We start from the raw sequence: 23,979 nt of genomic DNA, 5'->3' as shown, positions 1-23,979 counted from the left end.
TTTTATGAAAGTAATTTTTGTTTGCCTTGGTAATATTTGCCGCTCACCAATGGCGGAAGCAATGTTCAAAAAAATGGTTACAGAAGCTGGCCTTGCTGATCAAATTACCGTTGACTCAGCCGGCACAAGTAACATTGCAGAAGGTTCACCTGCTGATAGTCGAACAAAAGCCATTCTCGATAAATATCATATTAAAGACGACGGAATGATTGCTCGTCAATTGCGCGACAGGGATTATTATGATGCCGATTATATTATCGCCATGGATCAGATGAATGTCCAGGACGCAAAAGATATGGCACCATCTGGGTTAGAGAATAAGGTTCACGGAATCTTTGAAGCTACCCCAGGAAAAGAAAATCGCTATATCGTTGACCCCTGGATCACTCACCGATTCCAAGATACCTATGATAGCTTAAGTGAAGCCCTCCCCAATTGGCTTGCTAAGCTAAAGAAGGAAATTAAATAACTGTTTATCAAAAAACACGCCTGAAAAATTCAGCCGTGTTTTTTCTTTTTAATCATCATCATCTAAGTAATGAAGATCGTCAAACTTCTTATCAGCATTTTGTTGCGCCATATCCTTTGATTGGTAGTAAACAGCATCTACGAGATTCCTTGCTCCTCCGCCAACCACTAAAACTTTAACCTGCTTGCCATCAACTGTTTCGGTCTTCACCGCGTATGATTCACCGTCACCAGCGCCTTGAGTCCAACCACGGACATTTAACCAACGTTCGCCATCAATATTTAGATAGCTCACTTTTCCCCAGTTCTTAGTAGCGTTTTGGATTCCTTCGTTAGTATAGTTATCTTCATTCTGAGCCCATTGTGAATCCTGCTTGTAAAGCTGGGTCGTTCCGCTATGGTCGCCATCACTATATGTGTAGGAATGAGGTCCAAAAGTCATAGTTGAATCAGCATCATTATCTGCCGAATACCATGTTCCCTGCATTTCACTTGGAACATCAATAGTACCAATGCGACCATACTTATGATCATTACCAGAATTACTAGTACTTGCTGAGGAATTGCTATCACCACTGCGCTTATCAACTACCTGCGCCTTAGCAGCTAAGTCATTAACGAGCTTCCCCTGACCTTCTTGATTAACATAATTGGCCATTTCTGACTTTGAGATTGTGGCGAGTTTGGTACTCTTTTGATTTTCCTTAACATTTTGGTAGATGTTTACATCATCGTTATTAACAGTGTAAACCAAGCCCTGTGACTTTCCACCAGCAGTCACATCGTAAGCTACTCCTTGCCCTCCATCACTCAATTGGTATTTAGAACTTGGGTAAAGATTTACCTGCAATCCCTCTTTTTGCGCTTCTTTAGCCATGGCAGCCCAATTCCCACCATAACGAAGGCCGCAATACGTACTAATCAAACTGACAGCTTCTTGGGGGCTCATGTTATCACTATTAACTTTCACATTACTTTTAGCGACTAATAAACTACTGCTTGATGCAGATGAAGAATTAGCCGCTTTATTGTTAGCCTGATTTCCACAACCAGCCAACAATAGACATATCCCCGTAACCATTAAAAATCCTATTTTCTTATTCATATTATTTTCTCCCATAAAAAACGCTCCCTGTGATATACAAGGAGCATTTTGATTACATATTTAACTAAGCCCGTGACTTGTAGCTACCATCAGTAGTGTTGATGATTAGCTTGTCACCGTTCTTGATAAATGCAGGAACGTTAACAACTAAACCAGTTTCCATCGTAGCAGGCTTACCACCACCATCGATAGTAGCACCCTTAATCATTGGTTCAGTTTCAGCAACAGTTAATTCAACAGTGGTTGGTAATTCAACCCCAATGATGTCGCCGTTAACAAAGTTTAAGATAACCTTCATGTTTTCAACAAGGTAGTTCTTGTCGTCACCAAGCAAGTCATGGTTTAAACTGTATTGTTCGTAGCTTTCAAGGTCCATAAATACGGCTGAATCACCTTCATCATAAAGGTATTGAGCAGAACGCTTGTCAACGTTAACTTGTTCAACCTTTTCAGATGGACGCATAGTAGTGTGGACAATTGAACCTGAACGGAGGTCTTGGATGTCCATTTGCATTAAAGTGTTACCCTTACCAGGCTTGTGGTGGTTGATTTGAAGAACCTTTAATAACTTACCGTCACGTTCAAAAACCATACCTTTTTTCAAATCAATTGTTTGAATCATAGTATAAAAACTCCTTCATATAAAACTGAACTCTTTTACCGATTAATGGGACTTTGCTTTAAAGCAAGCCTTAATCTTTGGCTTCGTTCCGTGCCGTTAATCATAGATAGTTACCATCTACAATTTACATTCACTGTCTATTGTATCACATTCCCTAATCACAACAATAGCAGTTGTTAGGATGTTTTATCAATAAAAAACTGTCTGCCTATTTCATAATTTTCAATAGACAAACAGCTTTTTTTCTTTGATCGATACTTCTAAACTAGCTCAAGATGTAATTGCTTTTCACCAATGAATCCAGCGCGCTTAAGAACAAGGTAAAGAGCAATTGAAAGAACAGCGGGTACTACCACGCCGAAAACCATGTATGTGCTGAACTGAGCCCAGCCGCGTGATAAGTAAGCAATTGGTGCAATCAAGGAGTTTAGTCCCAATCCTCCTAAGGTCGATGTTGAACGGAAATCAAACAGAACTGTTGCAATTGGTGCACAAACAGCTGCTGAAACAACCGTTGGAACTAAAAGATAAGGATTGATGAGGAGATTGGGAAATTGAACTTTAGGGGTAACAAGTCCTTGGGCGATATTTGCGCCAAGGTTATTTTGCCGAAATGACATCGCAGTAAAACCAACAAATTGAGCAGTAGTACCAATCAAGGCAGCCGCCGAAGAGATCGGATCAAGCATCAACGCAACGGCCAAGGCTGCAGAAGAGGCAGGCGTCATCAGAAATAGGGCCCACACAACGGAAATTACCATTGATCCTAAAACTGGTGAAACTTGCATCGAATGCGCAATGTAGGCGGACACAGCAAGAAGCGCTGGTGTAACAACTGCCGCAACTACTAGGCCAAAACCGATCCCCACGGCTAACGCACCAAATGGAACAAGAACCATATCAAGTGGCGTCTTTCCAGTTAAATACTTACCGACAAGAACAGCAACAAGCGCCGCTAAAACAGCAGAAACAGGTTGGCCAGTAGTAAGAACCGGTGCTCCCGCTGCCGCCGCAGTTACTTGCCCAGTTGCAGTCATTCCTTTAACCGCCGTATCAGTAAAATGAACACCATTTGATCCAACGGTAGCCGCTACCATTGATGCAAATGTAACTAATGTATTTGTGTTCATCTGTGAAGCAACCGCAACCCCAATAGCAGGCGCTAATAATGCTTGAGCCTCACCACCAATTAGGGTAAGGACATGGATACCTGTCAAGTTACCAATTGTTTGAGTTAATAATCCTCCTCCTAGAACGACCAAAATAGCATTAGCCACCGCCGCAAAAATTCGATAGGCCACTTCCTTGACCTTTGATGAATTTTGATAAGTTGCATTAGCTTTAGAATTGCTAACTTGATTTTCCATCATTAACGCCTCCTTATAATTTATTTTTTGTTTAATGATTGTTGTTAGTTTATCGGAGTAATAATTAAAAGTCAATTATATTTCTCATTTATTTTTAATTTAAATCAAAAGGTTAGATTTATTAAATCTATTACTACATTTAATCTTAAAGTAAGCGCTTTTGTAAATGAATTATTAAGAAAGAATAAAAAAGGATAGCAAAGCTGAAATGCTCACTATCCTTTTATTTTATGCTTCGAGTTTGTTGCTATGAATCTGTTAAGCCACTATCCATTGCATTATGTGTTAAGTCATTGCAATAAACCATCTTCAAATTAACCACAACTCTCCGCATAACTTATCTTTGACAGTCCAAAGAATTACTAATCTTCTTTACGCCGTTTCTTTCCTGCAGCCAATAAACCAGTTAAGCCTAATGCAGCCAAGCCAAGGGCAGCAGCTGAATTATTTTCATTACCAGTTTGTGGTAACTTCTTAGCTTCCTGCTTAGCAGGTGCAGCTGACTCAGTCTTCACTGGCGCTGGCGTCTCTGCTTGTGGGGCAGCAGGAGTTTGAGGAGTTTCCGGTTGAACCAGTTCTGGAGTAGCTGGTGTTTCTGGAGTTGCCGGTTCATCTGGTTGTGGTGTTACTGGCGTCTCAGGAGTTACCGGTGTTGGCGTCGTGTAAACAACTGGTGTATCAACAGTTGGATGCGTTGGCGTTACCGTTGGAACGCTTGGTGTCATTCCCGGAACTGAAGGTACTGGTTCATTTGGTACAACCTTGGTTGGATCAGTTGGGTCATTGGTATATGGCACAGCTGGAACATTTGGAATTGGGTTGCCATTTGGATCAACCGGTACAATGTTTCCAACCTTAGTGTAAGTAACCGTATCTTCAAGATTTTGTTGAACCGTTTCCTTAGCCGGAACGTTAGCCTTATCCGCAACATAGCCATTGATTACTGGAACCTTAACTTCGTTATAACTGCCTTTATCAGCAGTCCATCCTTCGTCAGGGTTAATAATTTGACCAGTTACCTTGTCGATGATTAATGTCCGTGTCCAAGTTGAAGTTTGCACATCGTCATCACGCATCTTATTACCGTTGTTATCCACGAAGTGGACCGTTGAAGTGTATTCCTTCGTGTAAGTATCCTTAGCAGGCCACTTTGGACCGTTTGGTTCATCAGGGTTTACTGGTGTACCAGGTTCATGTGGATTGTTTGGTCCTACTGGAGTATGACCGTGCTTCAAGACAACAGTGAAGACTTGATTCTGATCCGCGTTATCATCGAAGGTTGCGCCTGCTGGGAAGCCATCAGTTACTAGTACATAACCTTGTGCTTCCAGTTGCTTGATTTGATCAGCCGTACTGTAATTAATCTTGTCGCCAGCCTTACCAGTCAAGTCACCGGAAGTTGCGATTTGAGCGTTGTTGTTATCTTGGTCAACGTAGTTAACAATCGCAATTTGATCAACTGCTGGCTTTGGATTTACCGTATCTGGCGTGTACTTAACGGGTGTATCAACACCTGGATCGGTTGGTGTTACCGTTGGTACTTCTGGCTTGTAGCCTGGAATAGTTGGTACTGGTTCATCTGGCGTTACCTTCGTTGGGTCAGTTGGATCGGTTGGGTATTGTGGTGTTGGAACATCTGGAATTGGGTTACCATTTGGATCAACCGGAATAATCTTTCCATTTGGTACATAAGTAACTGTCGCTTCTTGATCTTCCATCGTGACACTTGGCCCATCAACTTGTGCACGGTCAGCATGGTAACCAGAAACAACCGGTGTTGGAACATTACTGTAATTCGTCTTATTACTTACCCATTCTGTTGAGCTGATAATCTTACCAGTCACATTGTCAACCGTAATAGAACGAGTCCATTGCGCGTTCTGTACGTTGTCAGCTGGGTTATTGTTTCCTGCACCAACATAGTGGACAGTAAACTTAACATCCTTAAGGTAATCAACATCTTCATTGGTTACCTTCGGTCCGTCTGGGTAGTTAGGGTTAATTGGTTCACCCGGTGTACCTGGCTTATCCGGTTTGAACGTCGTGGTTCCGTGCTTCAAGACAACCGTGTAAGTTTGGGTAGTATTGTCATCATTGTCAAATACTGCACCAGCTGGGAAACCATCACTTACGAGGACGTAACCTTGATTTTCAAGTTGTTTGATTTGATCAGCCGTACTGTAGTTGATTACACTGCCTGGCTTACCAGTTAAGTTACCAGAAGTTGCAATTTGCGCATTGTTGTTATCTTGGTCAACGTAGTTAACAACTGCGTTTTGATCATTAACAATTGGGTTGTATGGTACTGGTGTATCCTTACCAGGATCCGTTGGCGTTACTGTTGGAACCGTTGGACGGTAGCCTGGTACGTCTGGAACTGGCTCGTTTGGCATTACCTTCGTTGGATCAGTTGGATCGTTAGGGTAACTTGGGGTTGGAACATTTGGAATTGGCTTGCCACTTGGGTCAACCGGAATAATCTTACCAACCTTCTTGTAAACGACTTCTGTCACAACATTTGGATTGTCAGTGGTTGCGGTCAATCCACCAGCAGTTGTAACTTCAGCAACGTAACCATCAATTACTGGAACGTCAATTGTGCCAAACTTGTGGCTAGTTTCATTCCATGCACCGTTAGTAATTACATCCCCGGTTACCGCATCAACAATATCAGCCGTCCGGGTAAATTCACTGGTTTGAACATTATTTTCATGAAGCGTGTTACCATTTTCGTCGACAAACTTAATCGTCTGTGATGCTGGAATATTTTGCGCATTTCGTTCGACCGTTCCATTATCTTCATAACTAACAGTAACGGTATAACTCTCATCCCCATGGTTCAATGGCACACTCTTGACATTATTGCCATTAGCATCTCGACTAACGGAAACCACATGCATCCGGGCAATACTTGGCGATTCAACACCCTTGACATCTTGAGCTGGTGTCCAAGTTAACTCGCCAGGGCCTGTAATCTTCCCATCTTCAACGGTTACCAATTTGCCAGTAACCTTATCAACTGTACCTTGAGCAGTAAAATTAACCGTTTGATCAATCGGATCAGCTACTTGCTCACCTGTCTTCGCATTTACATAGTTGATTGTCCGTGTAACTTCTTTTTGTAAATCAGTCTTATTGTAACCAGCCCCTGGATGTTCTGGATTGACTGGTTCAGTACCATGCTTCATCACAATAATAAAGTGCTGATCGTTATTGCCGTCGTTATCAAAAGTCTGATCGACATCAAAGTCGGAACTAACATATTCATAGCCAAGACTTTCAAGTGCATTGATTGAATCACCATAGCCAGTAAAGCCAATCTTGGTATTTTCAATTCCATCAGCGTTGAACTTCGTCGTTATCCCATTAACAACAATTTGTTGGTTATTGTTATCCTGATCCACGATTGTTAAGTCCGCCTTTTGAATCTGGTTATAAGTAACTGGAGTGTCCTTACCAGGATCTGTTGGCGTCACGGTTGGTTGACTTGGCACCCATCCTGGAATATCTGGAACGGGTTCATCTGGTGTTACCGTTGTAGGATCAGTTGGATTAGTCGGATATTGTGGGGTTGGGACATTTGGGATTGGCTTGCCGCTTGGGTCAACCGGAATAATCTTCCCATTTGGAGCATAAGTAACAGTTGTTTCAATGTCATCTTGCGTAACAGCTGTTGCAGGAACAGTTGCCTGATTGGCATGGAAACCATCGATTACTGGAGTAGCTACTTGAGCATATTCTGTCTTTTGCCCAGGAACAATTGCCCAATCCGTATCATATTCTCCACCCGTAACAAGTTCATGGGTGACAGCATCAATTGTAACTGTCCGACTCCACTGTGAAGTTTGAACATTATCGGCTGGTGTCTTATCACCCGCGCCAACATAATGAACAGTTGCTTTAACATCTTTAAGGTAATTGGATGGATCAACATTTTTGTCTGGATGATCAGGGTTGACCGGTTGTTGACCATGCTTAAAATGCACTTCAAAGACGTTCGCACCATCAGCGTATTTAGCACCCGCGGTAAAGCCATCTGAGACTAATTCGTAACCTTGACCTTCAAAATTAGTAATTGAATCCTTAGTTGAATAGTCAATCGGATCGCCAACGTATCCCTTAAGATCATCAGCCTTAAGTTGCGTATTAGTCGTGTCATCGATGTACTTGACCTGCGCAGTGGCATCCTTAGCGTACTCATAAGTTACAACATAATTATATGGAGTAAATTGACCATGATTCGCGCCATATGTTGTCCGTAAAGTGTAACCATCAAAGGTCTTAGGCGTCGTATGCCATTCACCGGCAGAGTACCAGTGCTTTGTTGCATTAATCCCATCATTAGTTTGGTCCGGATTGTTTTTATTGAAGGCAATCACTTGATCATCAGCAAGCTTGTTACCCTGTTCGTCAATAAATTTAACAGTAACTGGCTTGTTAGGAATTAGGTTAATTGAAGTTGATGCCTCATTCCAGTTGTAGTAGTCAGTATTCTTGTGGTAATTAAAGGTTCCCATGTAGGTGTAACCTTGGTTGTGATACTTCTTAACAAGATTATCAATCTTAGCCTCAATATCACCATTATCATGTTCGTAAGTTAATCCCTTAACTCCTGAAACATTAAACACATCGGCAGGATCAATCGTATCCCACGCTGGACCAAAGTATTCACCGTATTGGGCACCAGATCCCTTTTGACTATCTTTAGGGTTAGGATTATCCATAATCTTTTTGTACTTAAAGGTATGGATTTGGTAATTAAGATTACCTTTGGATTGAACATTATTATAAGTATCAATAAAGGTTGCCTGATCATCTAACTGATAACCAGGAATATCAATGGCTTGAAGAAGAAATTTTGATGGACCAATATCCTTATTATCGCCATGATTATAAGCGTAACTAGCTGTAGTGGAAGTATTTGCACCAACAGATGAAGTTGAAAGTACTTCTCCTGTATCTTCATCAATATAACGAACTAAAATTGGAGAAATACGGGCATATTGAAGGGTAATATCAACATCTTTATCTTTAATTCGAGCCATATTACCATCCATCGTAAAGTTTTCATCAAGAACTTCAGGGTTTAATAGCTTGTAACCCGTTGGCGCCATCCCAAACGAATATAGGCTAGTACCTGTCTTGCCTTCTCCATTAAAAACACCATTTTTAAAGTTGTAGTTAAAAATATACGATGGTGTAACTGGAGCAGCACCAGTTGTTACATCAACAGCCTTAACGGTGATTTTATAAGTCTGATTAACATTTTCATTTGCTGTTGGAGTCGCAGCGGTTTTTTGCGCCGTCACCCCTTGAACACCAATTGCATGTTCAGCTGATGGGGTCGTTGTAGGGATAAATGTTTCAGTCTTTGGTGCTTGAGCGACATTTGCATCACTATTATTTTGCGTTGCACTGCTTGTATTGTTGACCGCAACAGCTGCTGATTGCTGATTAGCAGCACTAGTAGAAGTACTATCAGTAATTGCAGACGTTGCACTACTCATCGCCGTAGAGGCAGCGCTATTAACAGCAGCTTCATAATCGTTAGCAACTGATGTATCAATATTACCAGCGGGATTGACAACAGAAGCCGAAACATTTTGTGCAGCATTAGCGGCAGTTGCCTGTTTCATCGTTGCAGTACTTGCAGAAGAAACAACAAGGTTATGGTCAGTTTGTTCTGCACCCGCACTTCCAGAATTAGATGTTGAATTTGCATCAGTTGTATCAGCAGAGGCAGTACCAGCAAAAGTAACTCCTAACAATACAGAAGCAACCCCAACGCTTAGTTTTTTAATCGCGAACCGTTGCTTAGTAGGTTCATTTTTCTTAATTTGTTCTTGAAGGTTTTTATGAGATAGCATTCTTCTATATCCCCCTTAATCAATGGATAAGCTAAATTACCAGGCGCCCAAACATGCATCACAACTTGTTTTCACCTTTTAAATATAAAACTTATTCTTCAAATTACAACTCAATTAGCAAAAATTAAGTTATCATCTGTTAATAATTTTAGCGTTTAAATGCTGATAGCTCAATAATTAACCTTAAATTATTTTATGCCAAATTAATGAAAACAAATCCAGCAAACATGAAAACTATTTCATATCTAGTGTTACTTAGCGTGCTTCAATCCCATCTTTCAACCATTTTTTCTAACGTCATCCAATAATTTTTTTAATTTCAAACAATTCCATAGCGAGGCCATTCTTTTAGCTAACGATAAACATTTTTGAATTATGCGCAAAAAAAAGCCCTACAGTCGAAAACTGTAGAGCTTCTTTTATTAATGCAGCAAGTTGCTTGCGCCTCACATAATTGTTAAGTCATAGCAATTAACTCAACTTGTTGCATTATTACTGTCTGAACATAATTTTTAGTCTTCTTTGCGACGTTTCTTTCCTAATCCAACAAGACCAGTTAAACCAAGCGCAGCAAGTCCTAGAATTTCAGCACTATTAGCATCCGCATTACCAGTTTGTGGCAACTTCTTAGCTTCAGCCTTGGTAGTTGCAGCCGGTTGCTGAGCATTAGTTTGCTTAGCAGCAGTTGGTTGTGGTGCTGCAGGATTTACAGAACCATTATCAGCTGGGCTTTCTGGTGTTTGTGGTGTTGGTGTTACTTCATTGTTACCTTCTTGACTACCGTTATCAACCGGAGTTTCTGGAGTTACTGGGGTTTCATTGCTTGGCGTATCATCTCCAGGAGTTGTTGGGGTAGTAGTTGGCGTTTCTGGAGTAACAGGTGTATTTCCACGATCGTATACCACTGGTGTATCAGTACCAGGATCAACTGGCGTTACAGTCTCACGTTCTGGAGTATATCCAGGAACAGTTGGCACTGGTTCGTTTGGTACGACCTTAGTAGGATCTGTTGGGTCGGTTGGGTAAACTGGTTGGTCAGCACCTGGAATTGGTGTGCCATTCTTATCAACAGGGATAATATGACCATTTGGTGCGTAAGTAACAGTTTCGACAACATCCTTGTCCGGATCCGCTTGTGGAGCATTAACAACTGCCTTATCTGCATGGAAGCCATCAATAACTGGGGTATTTGCACCCGTGTAACTACCATCAGTTGTCCATGGTGTCGTGCTAATTACATTTCCAGTGACACTATCTACTGTAACTTGACGATGCCATTGAATTGTCTCAACACGATCACTAGGAGTTTTATCTCCGGCACCAACATAATGAACAGTAAAGGTTGTTGTCTTTTGAGTGGTGTAACTCTCTTCTCCACTATCATGTGGATTTTCTGGAGTAACAATTGTTTCAGCATGTTTCAAATGAACAACGAAACTATTTTCACCATTCGTAAAGGTTTCATTACCATCTTTAAAGTTATTCGATACTAATTTATAACCTTGACCTTCAAGCTCACTAATCTTATCTGCGGTAGTGTAAGTGATCTTATCGCCAACCTTACCACTGAAGTTATCAGTAGAGATTGTTTGACCAGTTGTATCGTCAACATATGTTACCTTGCCTTGAACTGTAACTGGGGCAACAGGAGTATCAGGTGTGTAAACTACCGGTGTATCTTCTCCAGGATTAGTTGGAGTTACAGTTGGTACTTCTGGAGTGAATCCAGGAATACTTGGAACTGGTTCATCTGGTGTAACCTTGGCTGGGTCGCTTGGATCAGTTGGGTATTGTGGAGTTGGTACATCTGGAATTGGGTTTCCTGATGGATCAACCGGCACAATCTTACCGTTTGGCGTGTAGGTAACAACAACTGTGTAATCACTGTCGCCATGGTTAACTGTAACCTTAGCAACATTGTTACCATCGCCATCACGACTAACACTTGTTACATGGTAACCATCAATTACTGGGGTATTTTGACCGCTTAAGTCGCCATTTCCATTCCAAGTAATTGGTGTTACCCATTTACCAGTAACGTTATCGATAACTCCAGTACCAGTAAAGTGTGCAGTTTGTTCAACTGAGTCATGAAGTTTATTACCGTTGTTGTCAACGTAAGTAATAGTCCGTGTTACGTTCTTCGTTACTTGGTCAGAACCATCTGGGTATTGTGGACCAGTTGGATCATTAGGGTTAATTGGTTGTCCTGGCTTTCCTGGGTTTTCAGGTGTAATTGGTGTCGTTGTGTGTTCAACGTAAATTACAATGTTTTGATCGCCCTTCGTAATACCAGTTGGGATTGTTACATCTGGGTTAACAATCTTGTAACCCTTATTAGTAAGCGAAGTAAACGTACCAGTCTTGTCATAGCTGAATTCAGTACCGACGTTTTGACTACCACTCGTCTTACCGTATTCTGGTAAATCAGTATTATCAGTTACGTCATGAACAGTAATTGTGATTGAACCCTTGTCTTGCGTTGGTGTTGGCTTGGTGTAAGGTACCTTTGTGTCGCCAGTTGGTGTATCAGGCGTTACATTTGGTACATTAGTTGTCCAGCCAGGAACAGTTGGCGTAGGTTCGTTTGGCGTTACCTTCGTAGGATCAGTTGGGTCATTGTGATAACTAGGTGTTGGGGCATCTGGAATTGGGTTTCCTGATGGGTCAACTGGAATGATCTTACCAATCTTGTGGTAAACAATGGTAATTTCCTTATCAGCATCCCCTGGAGTTGCCGTTTGACCTTCATAAGTCTTTTGTTCAGCAACGTAGCCATCAATTACTGGGGCATTAGCATTTGCGTACTTATGACTATCAGCATTCCAAGTACCCGTTTTACCAGACTTAGTAAATACAAACGTGTCATTAGTATTGTCGTCTAATAACTTAGCATTATTGTTATCACCATCAACATAGTGAACAATTTGCTTACCAACAACTGTTTGATCAGCTGGTGTAGGGGTTGGCGTTACTGGGTTCTTAGCGTAGTTAATAGTAATTACAATGTTGCCATTAGTATGGTTGATTGTCTTACCAGCAACTGTACCTGTACTACTGTTAATATCACTCAAGTCTTCGTTTGAAGCAGCGATGTTAGTAATGTGGTAACCATCAGTCTGAGGTCCTGCTACTTCATCAAAGGAACCTTCATCAGCGTCGCCATCCTTGATTGTCCAAGTCATTCCATTAGCGTTGCCAGTGATCTTGCCGTCCTTATCAACAGTTACCCATTGACCAGTAACCTTATCAAGTACTCCATTAGCTACAAAAGTAAGACTCTTTTCAACTGATGGAATATTGAGGCCGTCACCAACGTAATTAATCGTCCGCGTAATGGTCTTAGTTAATTGTTCTGGTTGGGTACCATCTGGATACTTAGGACCATCTGGGTTGCCTGGATTAATTGGTGTATTAGGTGTCTTTGGACCTGGTTGATCTGGATTTACCGGAACAGTATCGTGAACAAGATCAACTTCGTAAGTAACTGTACCATTCGTGTAAGTTACCGTACCTGTTGGATAACCATCATGTTCAAGTTTGTAACCTTGGTTAGTGTACTTAGTAATTGTATCCTTCGTGCTGTAATTTACATTTGAACCTTCATTACCAGTTGAAGTTGCCGTTTCAAGGGTCTTGCCGGTTGTCTTATCAACATAGTTAACAATTACAGTACCCTTTTGAACTGGCGTAGGTGTTACTGGTTTCTTGGCTAATGTAATTACTACTGAGCTATTTTGACTAGTTGGCGTAATTGTTTCACCAGCTACAACCCCATTATTCATATCAACATTAGCAGTGGTGTTGTTTTCACTCACTTTAACAATGTTGTATTGAGTTGTATCAATAGCTTTAGTTGCATCAAAGTCATGGTTTTCAGCGTTCCAAATAATATGGCCTGCGCCTGTAATCTTACCATTTTCAACTGTTACTAATTGACCAGTTACAAGGTCGACCACACCGTTACCAGTAAAGGTAAATGTTTGATGAACCGGTGTCTCTGCTTGACTGCCATCTTCGTAAACGTATGTTACATCACGCGTTACAGTGTTAGTCAATGTTTGTGGAACAAAGTTAGCCGGGATCTTGTGTGGATGTTCTGGATCATTTGGATTTGGAACTTCTTGACCTGGCTTTCCTGGGTTTTCAGGAGTAATTGGCGTAGTTGCGTGAACAAGGTGAACTTCAAAGACGTTGCCATCCTTTGCGAAGGTTTCGTTACCATCATTAAAGTTGTTTGATACTAAGTTGTAACCTTGACTTACGTAATTAGCAATCTTATCAGCCGTAGTGTAATTAATCTTTTGACCAACATTACCACCAAATGTTGCTGAGGCTAGAACGTTACCAGTTGTGTCATCGATGTAAGTAATTGAACCATTAGCGGCTACTGGAACTTCTGGGTTCTTGGTCAAAGTAATAACAATCGTACTATTTTGACTAGTTGGCGTTACTGTTTCACTAGCAACTGCCGTGCCATCAACCTTAGCAGCAGTTCCATTTTCGCTAACGTTTGATACATAGTAACCATCATGGTTAATTGCAGCTACATTAGCAAAGTCTTGTGAGTCATGATTCCAAGTGATCTTACCACGTTGGTTAAGAATGTTACCATCTTTATCAACTGTGACAAGGTTACCAGTTACTAAGTCAATTGTTCCTTCACCAGTAAAGTTTACGGTTTGAACAACATCAGCATGTGCCTTTGTCCCGTCAGCATATTGGTACTGAACAGTCCGTGTAATCGTCTTTTCAAGATCAGTCTTAGATAAGTTTGGATTACTTGGTGTTGGCGTTTGTGGATGTTGTGGATCAACAGGATCAGTTGGGTTAGCAGGATTTTCTGGCGTTACAGGACGCGTACCATGCTTAACATTAATTACTACCCGTTGATTGCCATCAGTGTATTCAGTTGGAATAGTTGGCAATTCACCATCAAGGACATAACCCTTGTTTTCAAGAGCTGGCAAGTCCTTAGCATTTGGATTGTAGCTAAAGGCTGTTCCTTGATCTTCCTTTGTTTGAGGTTGACCATAACCTGGAAGATCAACGTTATCTGTTGTGTCATGGTAGATAACTTCAATCGTCCCTTGCTTTACAGGTGTTGGTGGCGTTACCTTCTTAGCCAATGTAATTACTACTGAGCTGTTTTGACTAGTTGGCGTAATTGTTTCGCTTGCTACTACACCATTAGTATTGTCAACGTTCGCAGTAGTATTTGTCTTACTGATACCAACAATTCGGTAATTAGTAGTATCAATTGACTTAGTTGCATCGAAGTTATGATCGTTAGTATCCCAACTTGTCTTTTCAGCACCAGTTACACGGTCAGTTACCGTCTTACCGTTGAAAGTAAAGCTTTGGTTAACCGGCGTATCTGCTTGACTACCATCTTCGTAAACGTATGTTACATCACGCGTTACGGTCTTAGTAACATCCTTAGTAGTCATATCGTGAGTTAAGTGAACTTCAAACTTGTTTTCACCATTCGTAAATGATTCATTACCATCCTTGAAGTTATTGGATACTAGCTTGTAGCCTCGGCCTTCATAATTAGCAATTCGATCAGCCGTAGTGTAATTAATCTTTTGACCAACATTACCACCAAACGTTGCATTTTCAAGTTGGTTACCAGTTGTGTCATCAATGTAAACAATCGAACCATTAGCAGGTACTGGAACTTCTGGTGTCTTAGCGTAAACAACTTTAATCGTTGAGCTTGCAGTATTGTGATTTACAGTTTGTGCAGTAACCGCACCATTGGCATCAACAGTAAATCCTGAAATACCATTGCCGCTCACAGAAATTACGTGGTAACCATCAGCGGTCTTCGCAGCAATCGCATCAAAGTTGGCATCCGTATTTGGAGTCCAAGTCAATCCATCGGCGAGACCAGTAATCTTACCATTTTCAACATTTACCCACTTACCAGTTACATTATCTAAGTAACCAGAACCTTGGAACTTAGCTTCTTGGTGTTCAGGAGTTAAGCCTGGCATTTCATTACCTTGTTCGTCAACATAAGTTACATCACGTGTAATTGTGCGATCAAGGTATTCCTTAGTGTAACCATTCTTGTCATCTGGATGATCTGGGTTTACCGGAGTTACACCATGGATTAAGTTGATTACCCACTTTTGGCTGATGCCATTCTTATCATCAGCGTTGTCGTAGTTACCAAAGTTAATTCCAGCATAGTTAGTAGCATCTAGGTTAGTACCGTTGTATGAAGCACCATCCCAAACGTAACCCTTGTTCAATAAGTTTTGAACAAATTCTTGAGCACTGCCAAAGCTAATTGCATCGCCTTCAAGACCAGGTTGAGTGTAACTACCTAAGTCTTGTTCTTGACTAGGAGTTACATCGCGAATGATCAATTGAGCGTTTTGTTGCGTCTTAGGAGCTGGAACATCATCCTTAGCGTAAACAACATTAACCGTGTAATCAGAACCAGTGTGAGCAATAGTAGTTGAAGCTACATCATTGCCATTTGCATCCCGATCAACACTTACAACATGGTAACCCGGAATCTTAGGTGTAGTTACGCCATTAAATGTTTGATCTGCTGACCAAGTTAATGGAGTGATCCATTGACCAGTAACCTTGTCAAGGACACCCTTTGCTGTGAAGTGTACTGGTTGTTGAACATCATTTGGCGTGTATTCACCAGCGCCTGCGTAATGAACAGTCCGTGTAATGTCCTTAGTAAGGTCAGTTTCGCTAGTACCATTTGGATACTTAGGTTGTTCATTTTGTGGACGTGGGTCGTTAGGGTTGATTGGTTGATCTGGCGTACCTGGATTTTCTGGAGTTACTGGAACAGTATCGTGTACCAAGTGAACTTCAAAGCTGTTCTTAGAAGCATCTTTATTAAAGACTTCTTTACCATCAGTGAAGTTGTTAGATACTAACTTGTAACCCATGTTGATGTAACTGTTGATCTTATCTTGAGTAGTGTAATCAATATTAGCATCAACATTACCGCTAAGCGAATCAGTCTTCAAAGTGCTTCCTGTAGTGTCGTCAATGTAAGTTACCTTACCAGTTGTGGCATCTGGAGTTGGTGCGGCATCCTTAGCATACTTAACTGTTACAGTGTAGTCTGCACCAGTGTGGCTAATCTTAGCACTATCAACGTTTTGGTTGTCGGTTGTATCCTTATCAACACTTACGACATGGTAACCCGGAATCTTAGGCGTGGTTACACCATTGAACGTCTGATCTGCTGACCAAGTTAAGTCCTTAGTCCACTTACCAGTTACGCGATCAAGTTCACCACGCGCTGTGAAGTGTACTGGTTGTTGAACATCATTTGGTGTGTATTGATCTGCGCCTTCATAATGAACAGTCCGCGTAATGGTCTTATCAATCGAAGCCTGGTCCGTTCCTGATGGGTACTTAGGACCATCAGGATCATTAGGGTTAATTGGCTTATCTGGCGTACCTGGGTTATCTGGCGTTACTGGAACTGTACCATGCTTTACGTGGATAGTTACAGTAGTTGTTCCCTTAACAATTGATGAAGGAATATTGCCGTCAGTTGATACGTAAACATAACCCTTGTTTTCAAGGTTAGTTAAATCAGTACTTGGGTTGTAAGTTACTTGAGTACCAACATCTTGCGTACCAGTATCAGTACCTACACCAGTCAAGTCTTTATTATCAGTATCATCATGGAACTTAACGATTAAGTTACCTTGTTCAGCAACAATTGGGTTGTATCGAACAACAACATTAATATTGTCACTTGCATGAGTAATGCCAGTGTAACTCTTAACGTTTCCGTTACCGTCATTTGCACCGTCAGTTACAACTTGGGAAGTATAACCATCGATGTGCTTAGTTGGAACTAAGTTAAAGCTACCTTCATCCTTAGTACCATCAGTAATCGTCCAAGTAATACCCTTAGTTTGGTCTGCTAATTCATTACCAATAGCATCAGTCCACTTACCAGTTACTTTGTCCAAGTAACCTGTCCCTTGGAAGTGAAGCGTATCAGTTACTGGACTTGGTGTTTGATCACCAGCGCCTTCGTAAGTAACAGTTCGTGTTACATCCTTAGTTAAGCTGGTTTGATCAGTGCCAGATGGGTACTTAGGGCCATCTGGATTATCAGGGTTAATTGGTTGGTCTGGCGTACCTGGGGTTGTTGGCGTTACTGGTTGAATACCATGCTTAAATGTTACGTAGAAGGTTTGAGTATTGCCGTTCACATTATCAAAGCTTGGCTTAGTACCATTTGCATCAAAGCCATTTGATACTAATACATAACCTTGTTTTTCGTATTCAGCAATCTTGTCGGCAGTACTGTAGTTAATTGCATCCCCAGCTTGACCAGTTAATTGATCACTTTGTCCTAAATCAACAGGATGAGCTGGATCATTTACGTCTTGGTAAATAACTAATGCATTTTGTTGATCTGGAGTTGGAGCATCCTTAGTGTAAACAACATTTACAACTTGGTTAATGCCACGTTCAGGAGTAGCAAATTTTACAGTCTTAGTCCCTGGAGTGTAACCTGCTACTGCTGGTGAATCAACATCAGTAAAGGCACTCTTATCAGCAGACCAAGTACCTTCATTTACAATTGCACCAGTTACTTGATCAACAGTGTTAGTCCGCGTCCAGTTAATAGTTTGAGTTGCACTATCGTCTGGAGCCTTCGTACCGTCTGCCATGATGTAGTGAACATGAGCAGTCGTAGTGGCGGTTTCAGTCTTGTTACCAGTTGCATGTTTCAAGTAAATCTTGAAGCTTTGATTAGATTGAGAATCGTTATCAAAGCTTGGGTAAGTGAAGCCATTTTGGGCATCCCCACTCATACCTTGACCTTCAGATTTTTCAAATGTGTAACCATTGTTCAAGTAGTTTTGTAGTTGCGTGTTTGAACCGTCAAAACTAATTTGCTTACCTGATTCGCCACCAGCAGAGTAAGTAGCTAATACTCGTTGGTTTTGTGGATCATTATCATCAATGATTTGTAAGTCCGCAGCTTGAGCAGAACGGTTGTAAACAACAGTTACGCGTTGATTTACATTACGTTCTGGAGCGTTAAACTGAACATTTTCAAGACTTGGAGTGTAACCATCCTTTGAAAGGTCTGGGGATGTTACATCAGTAAATGCGTTCTTGTCCGCTTGCCAAGTACCTTCCTTCACAGTAGCACCAGTTACCTTATCAATGGTATTGGTACGAGTGTAAGTAACAGTTTGAAGATCACTATCTTTAGGAGCTTGTACCCCATTATCCGCAACAACATAATGAACTTGAGCAGTTGCTGTAGCAGTTTCTGTCTTGTCTTCAGTATCGTGAATCAAGTAAATCTTGAAGTCTTGGGCAGTGTTACCGTAAGTTGGGTAAGTGTAACCACTTTGAGCATCCCCACTAAGGTTACCAGCAGTCTTTTGAACCTTGTAACCTTGATTCAAGTAGCTTTGAAGGATTTCATTTGAGTTAGCGAAGTTAATTTGATCTTCACTCTTACCTTCATTACTAAATGCAGCTAATTGCTTAGGTGAGTTAGCGTTATTGTTATCAATGATTTCAAGGGTAGCCTTTTGAGTAACTTCAGGTGTCTTGTTCTTAGTGTAAGTTACAGTGACATCGTTAACCTTTTGACCTGGGTAAACAGTTACACCCCCAACAGTTGAAATGTCAACCTTGTCATAGCCTACTTCACTAGGAGTCTTAGAAGCTACAGAATCCATGTTTTGGGTTGTTGGCGTCCAAGCACGGTCCTTATCAGTAGTAGTTACATTAGTAGTGCCATCAGTACTGTAGCCTAAGATTTGACCAGTTACCTTATCGATCACGGCATTACGTTCAAAGGAAACAGTTTGAGTGTAAGTACTCTTACCATCTGGAGCTCCATTTACTGGCGTAGTAGTGCCATCTTCATTTACACCAACATAGTTAATATGACGAGTTACTTCAGTAGTTAAAGCTTCTTTAGTTAAACCATCTGGGTAAACAGCTGGGTTATTCCGTGGATCGTTAGGATTAATGTTGCCACCAGGGTTATGTGGAGTCTTTGGCGTAATCACTTCAGTTTGGTGACCGTAGTAAACATTAACCACTGCATCCTTAGTAGCAGAATTTACTGTTACATGATCAGCTTGTGCTAAATCAGGAGTAGTGTAACCTGCATTTGAAAGATCTGGCGAAGTTACTTGAGCCCAATCACCAGTGTTCCAACCATCAGCAGTAGCAGCCTTAGTAAAGGTCTTACCGTCAGCACTAACAGTCCCATAACCCATGTCTTGACCAGTTGACGATACAACGTGTGTCCGTGATAATGTCACGTTTTGGGTTGTTGGATTACCAGCAATCAAGTTAGTTGGAATCTTTTCACCAGTTACCCGGTCATAGTAGTTAATTGTACGAGTTACAGTCTTAGTCTCAGTAGTACCAGTGTAAGTTGGTGCATCTGGAGTCTTAGGATTGTAAGTAACGACAGTTGTTGGGTTTTGGTTTGGATCTGGAGTTGGGGCTGGAACATTAGTCTTGTCTGGAGTGTATCCATCAAGGTTTGGTGTAGGCACATCAGTGTAGTTATCTGGAGTAGTCCAGTTCCCAGTTGGCGTAGTTACACCTGTGACCTTATCCTTAGTTCCTGGCCGCGTCCACGTAATTGTTTGCGTGTTATCAGATGGTGGGTTAGTCTTACCATCTGAAACAACATAGTGAACAGTTGAAGTAGTAGTCTTCTTGTCCGTTACGTTTTCAGTATCGTGAACTAAGTACAACTTAAAGTGTTGGTCACTAGTACTGTTGTTATCAAAGTTACTGAAACTGATTTGATCATATGAAGTTGGGTTAGAAGTTTGGTTTTGATCATTTACAAAACTGTCAATCTTGTAACCCTTAGCAATTAAGTCCGCAACGTAATTTGCAGAACCACTAAATGAAATTTGGGTACCAGTCTTACCACTATTATCGAAGCTGTTAAGTTCCTTGTTATTATCAGTCTTGTCGTAAATAACTAAGTCAGCCTTTTGCGCAACTTCTGGGTTTGGATTGTAGACAACAGTTACTACTTGATCACGATTTGGTTGTGGAGTAGTAAAGTTAGCAACCGCTTGATCTGGAGTGTAGTTCGTAAGCGTAGGCGAAGTTACACTAGTAAAGCCGTTCTTGTCTGGAGTCCAAGTTCCTTCAGTAGTTGCACCAGTAACCTTGTCAGTAGTGTTAGTACGAGTCCAATTGATTGTTTGAACTGGACTATCAGCTGGGGCAGCTGGCTTATTAGCTTCATTACCGGCAACAACATAGTGAACGTGAGCATTAGTTGTTGCACTTTCAGTCTTAGTATCAGTTCCGTGAACTAAGTAAATGTTAAAGCTTTGAACATTGCCATCAACACTATCAAAGTTTCCAAAGGTAATGTTTGAAGCAGTACCAATTGAATTACCATTGGCATCAGTTGCACTATCAAATACGTAGCCTGAATTTAAGTAAGCTTGAAGGGTTTGTGGTTCACCATCAAAGCTGATTGCACTGCCCTTTGTACCATTGTTATTTTCAAAAGTAGACAATTGCTTATTGTTTTCAGTCTTATCGTAAATAGTAACCTTAGCTTTTTGTGGAGTATCTGGAGTCTTAGCATCTGGGGTGTAAACAATCGTTACATCAATATCGCCAGAAGTTGGGTTTACCGTAACGGCATTCGCACTACCATCAGCGTTAGCATTTACGTTACCAGTAATGTGGTAGCCAGCTACTTGTTGACCAGCTACTTGCGCTAAAGTACCAGTTGCAGGAGTCCAAACAGTATCACCAGTCTTGCCAGTTACCAAGTCCTTAGTAGCAGTTCCAGTAAAGGTTACTTTTTGGTCTGCTTGAGGAGTCAAGTGGCTTTCTGGCGTAGTGCCGTCAGTAAAAACATAGTGGAATCGACGGGTTACATCTTGGTTGGTTGTAACTTGTTGCGTTTGGTGACCGTAGTAAACATTGTATTCAAGATTTTGAGTATCTGGTGTTACTTCATGAGCCGCTACAACATTTGCACTAGTTCCGTCTTGGAATTCAGGAGCAGTGTAGTTGAATGCTGAAAGGTCAGCAGACTTCTTAGCAGCAAATTCATCAGCAGTCAAGCCTTCAGCAGTATGCCAATCTTGAGTTCTAAATGATTTACCATCGCTGCCAACAGTACCGTAACCGACAACCTTACCATTTTGATCCAATACTTGCGTCCGCGTGAAAGTTACGGAATCAGTAATTGGGTTTTGGGCAATTAAGCTTGAAGGAATCCGTGCACCAGTTACCTTGTCGTAGTAGTTAATAGTACGTTGGATAGTCTTAGATTCTTCAACACCTTGGTGGTAAGTAGTAGTTTGAGCTGGGTTCTTAAAGTGAACAACGAATGCTTGGTTCGTGTTGTCATCATTGTCATAAACTGGGAAGCCAACACTAGTGAAACTACCACTAGCTGCACCATTAGTTACACCATTACCAGTTGTACCGTTATAAATGTAACCTTGTCTAAGCAAGTTAGCAACAGTAGTACTTGCATTGTTAAAGGTAATTTGTGAACCTGCATCTCCACTAGCATTTTGTTGTGCGCTCAAGCTTGCGCCAGTATCATCGTTAACAAAAGTAATGTTAGCGTTTTGCGTATTAACAACCGGAGTAGCAGCCTTGTAAAGAATAATTACATCTTGGTTACCATTGGTTGCATTATTAACAAACTCAGAACTTGCACCATCAGCTATTCCACCAGATTTCAAAGTAGAACGAGAAATGGCACTAACGTACATAGCCTTCCAAGTAGTATCACTGTAACGTTCTGCATCATATGCATTTAAAGTTACAGTACCCTTAGTATCCAATTGTTGGGTTACGTAGAGACGATTTGGACCGGTATTAGTAACTGTAAAGTTAATGTCACCAGCACGATAATTCTTAAGTTGTCCCACTAATGGGGTGTTCAATAGATCTGAAGCCTTAATTGCTACCCCATTATTAGTAGTTAAAGTACGATCAGTAGCCAACTGACTCGCATCATATACTCCATTATTTCTCTTAACTAAATCATAAGTCTTACCATTAGCAGTAATCTTGTCAAGTTCAGCATTAGTTAAGTTGTATTCTTGACCTGAGATAGTTTCATCAGATACTTTATGAGCTAATAATTCACCAGTATCCGCATCTACATACCAAACGTTTTGTTTTACTTTACCCGGAACAAGGCCACCAATACTTTGCCAATTACTGCTTTCAACAGTCTTACCGCCGTTATTCCAGATCATTTGTAAAGTACGAGCAGATTGATCAGCAGATCCACTAGCACCGTTAGTAACTGGACTTTCACCGTCTGCATCAGTTACGTCAATACGAGTAAAAGTATTTAATCCTGTACCAGAAAGAGAGCTATTGATTGTCTTTACATAATTATAAGTTCCCCCCTGGTAGGTATTTCCATTTGTTTGATCAATGATTAATTTACCACCAAGGGTTGGCTTACTTGGCGTAGTAGCTTGGGAAGAGCTGGCAACCAATTTGCCATTAGCATAAAGATAGAGCGTTTGACCTGGATTAGATCTATCAGTAGCAAGGACATAAGTTATCTTTCTAGATGTATCATAATCAGCCACATATCCATATTGACTGGATGGAATACCAGTTACTGTAGTGTTATATCCACTAGGGTCACTAAAATTGAAATTAGGATTGTATGTAGAAATATCAGTAGCACCGGTATTCGTTGCTACCAATGATGTTCCTAATAAGCGAGCCATATCGGCATCATTTAGTGCAAAGCTACGTGGGCTAAATGTTTGCGTAGCTGTTGATGCGTCTTGCGTATCAGCAACAGTACTTTCTGGAGCTGCACTTGTTTCAACAGCAGTTTGTGATGCAGCAGATTGTTGACTGACAGCACTTGTGCTAGTTGGTTGCGCTACTGAGGCCGCTGAAGTTGCGACACTGTTTGCTGAATTTGCAACAGCAGCACTAGTTGAACTTACAGCTGCACTTTCAACAGTATTATTCTGTGCTGTTTGACTAGCTACTGCAGCACTAACGGCAGCTTCATATTCATTTGCAGCTGGGGTTTGTACATCTCCAGCCGGATTTTGTGAAGTTGCAGTTACACCACTCGCTTGATTAGCAGCAGTTGCTTCTTTTAACGTTTGATTATTAGCAGAATTTAGAACTAAATTGTGGTCAGTTTGTTCTGAACCATCACCATTATTAGCATTTGTGTCTGCGCTAGCATCAGTTGTATCAGCTGATACACCATTTGCAAAAGAAATACCCAAAAGAACTGAGGCCACACCAACAGATAACTTCTTAATGGTGAACCGTTGTTTTTTTGGTTCATACTTCTTAAATTGTTCCTGATGATTATTCCGTGATAACATCAACTTTTCCCCCTTAATATTTTTTATAGCGCCAGCAATAAATATAATAAATGACTGTAATAATTGTTTGCTTACTTTTTCTATATTACTTGTTTTGCTTTAAAACACAACTATTCTTTTGTCGATTTTTAAAAACTAAAAATTGCATTTTGCATTATCAGTTGATAGAAGCTTTATATAACGGCATTTT

6 protein-coding genes are annotated in these 23,979 nt (G+C 41.0%); 1 reads left to right on the top strand and 5 read right to left on the bottom strand.

Features of this window, described 5'->3' with window-relative positions:
• Positions 1-4: 4 nt before the first annotated feature.
• Positions 5-469, top strand: coding sequence for a low molecular weight protein-tyrosine-phosphatase (locus LMC10_RS07370; protein WP_229269354.1), 465 nt, complete (start codon positions 5-7; stop codon positions 467-469).
• 48 nt (positions 470-517) lie between these two features.
• Here the strand turns inward: LMC10_RS07370 and LMC10_RS07365 are convergent, their stop codons facing one another.
• The 5 genes from LMC10_RS07365 to LMC10_RS07335 all read right to left on the bottom strand — a co-directional run bounded on the left by LMC10_RS07365 (position 518) and on the right by LMC10_RS07335 (position 23,789).
• Positions 518-1,573, bottom strand: a complete 1,056-nt coding sequence (locus LMC10_RS07365; protein WP_229269353.1) for a hypothetical protein — start codon at positions 1,571-1,573, stop codon at positions 518-520.
• A 64-nt stretch (positions 1,574-1,637) separates the two neighbouring features.
• The gene (gene efp, locus LMC10_RS07360) at positions 1,638-2,195 is read right to left on the bottom strand and encodes an elongation factor P (protein WP_003664757.1); all 558 of its coding nucleotides are present in this window, start codon (positions 2,193-2,195) and stop codon (positions 1,638-1,640) included.
• Between the two features lie 260 nt (positions 2,196-2,455).
• Positions 2,456-3,637 (bottom strand): PTS sugar transporter subunit IIC, encoded by a 1,182-nt coding sequence (locus tag LMC10_RS07355; protein ID WP_229269352.1) that lies wholly within the window; start codon positions 3,635-3,637, stop codon positions 2,456-2,458.
• Positions 3,638-3,924: 287 nt separating this feature from the next.
• Positions 3,925-9,429 carry a mucin-binding protein gene (locus LMC10_RS07345; protein ID WP_267866709.1) on the bottom strand — a complete coding sequence of 1,835 codons (5,505 nt, stop codon included), beginning with the start codon at positions 9,427-9,429 and terminating at the stop codon, positions 3,925-3,927.
• A 512-nt stretch (positions 9,430-9,941) separates the two neighbouring features.
• Positions 9,942-23,789 carry a mucin-binding protein gene (locus LMC10_RS07335; protein WP_267866708.1) on the bottom strand — a complete coding sequence of 4,616 codons (13,848 nt, stop codon included), beginning with the start codon at positions 23,787-23,789 and terminating at the stop codon, positions 9,942-9,944.
• Between the last annotated feature and the right edge of the window lie 190 nt (positions 23,790-23,979).

The organism is Limosilactobacillus reuteri subsp. simiae (assembly GCF_020784875.1).
Classification (GTDB): domain Bacteria; phylum Bacillota; class Bacilli; order Lactobacillales; family Lactobacillaceae; genus Limosilactobacillus; species Limosilactobacillus reuteri_H.
The sequence above is the reverse complement of the archived record's forward strand: the minus strand, read 5'-3'. Positions and strand labels throughout refer to the sequence as shown.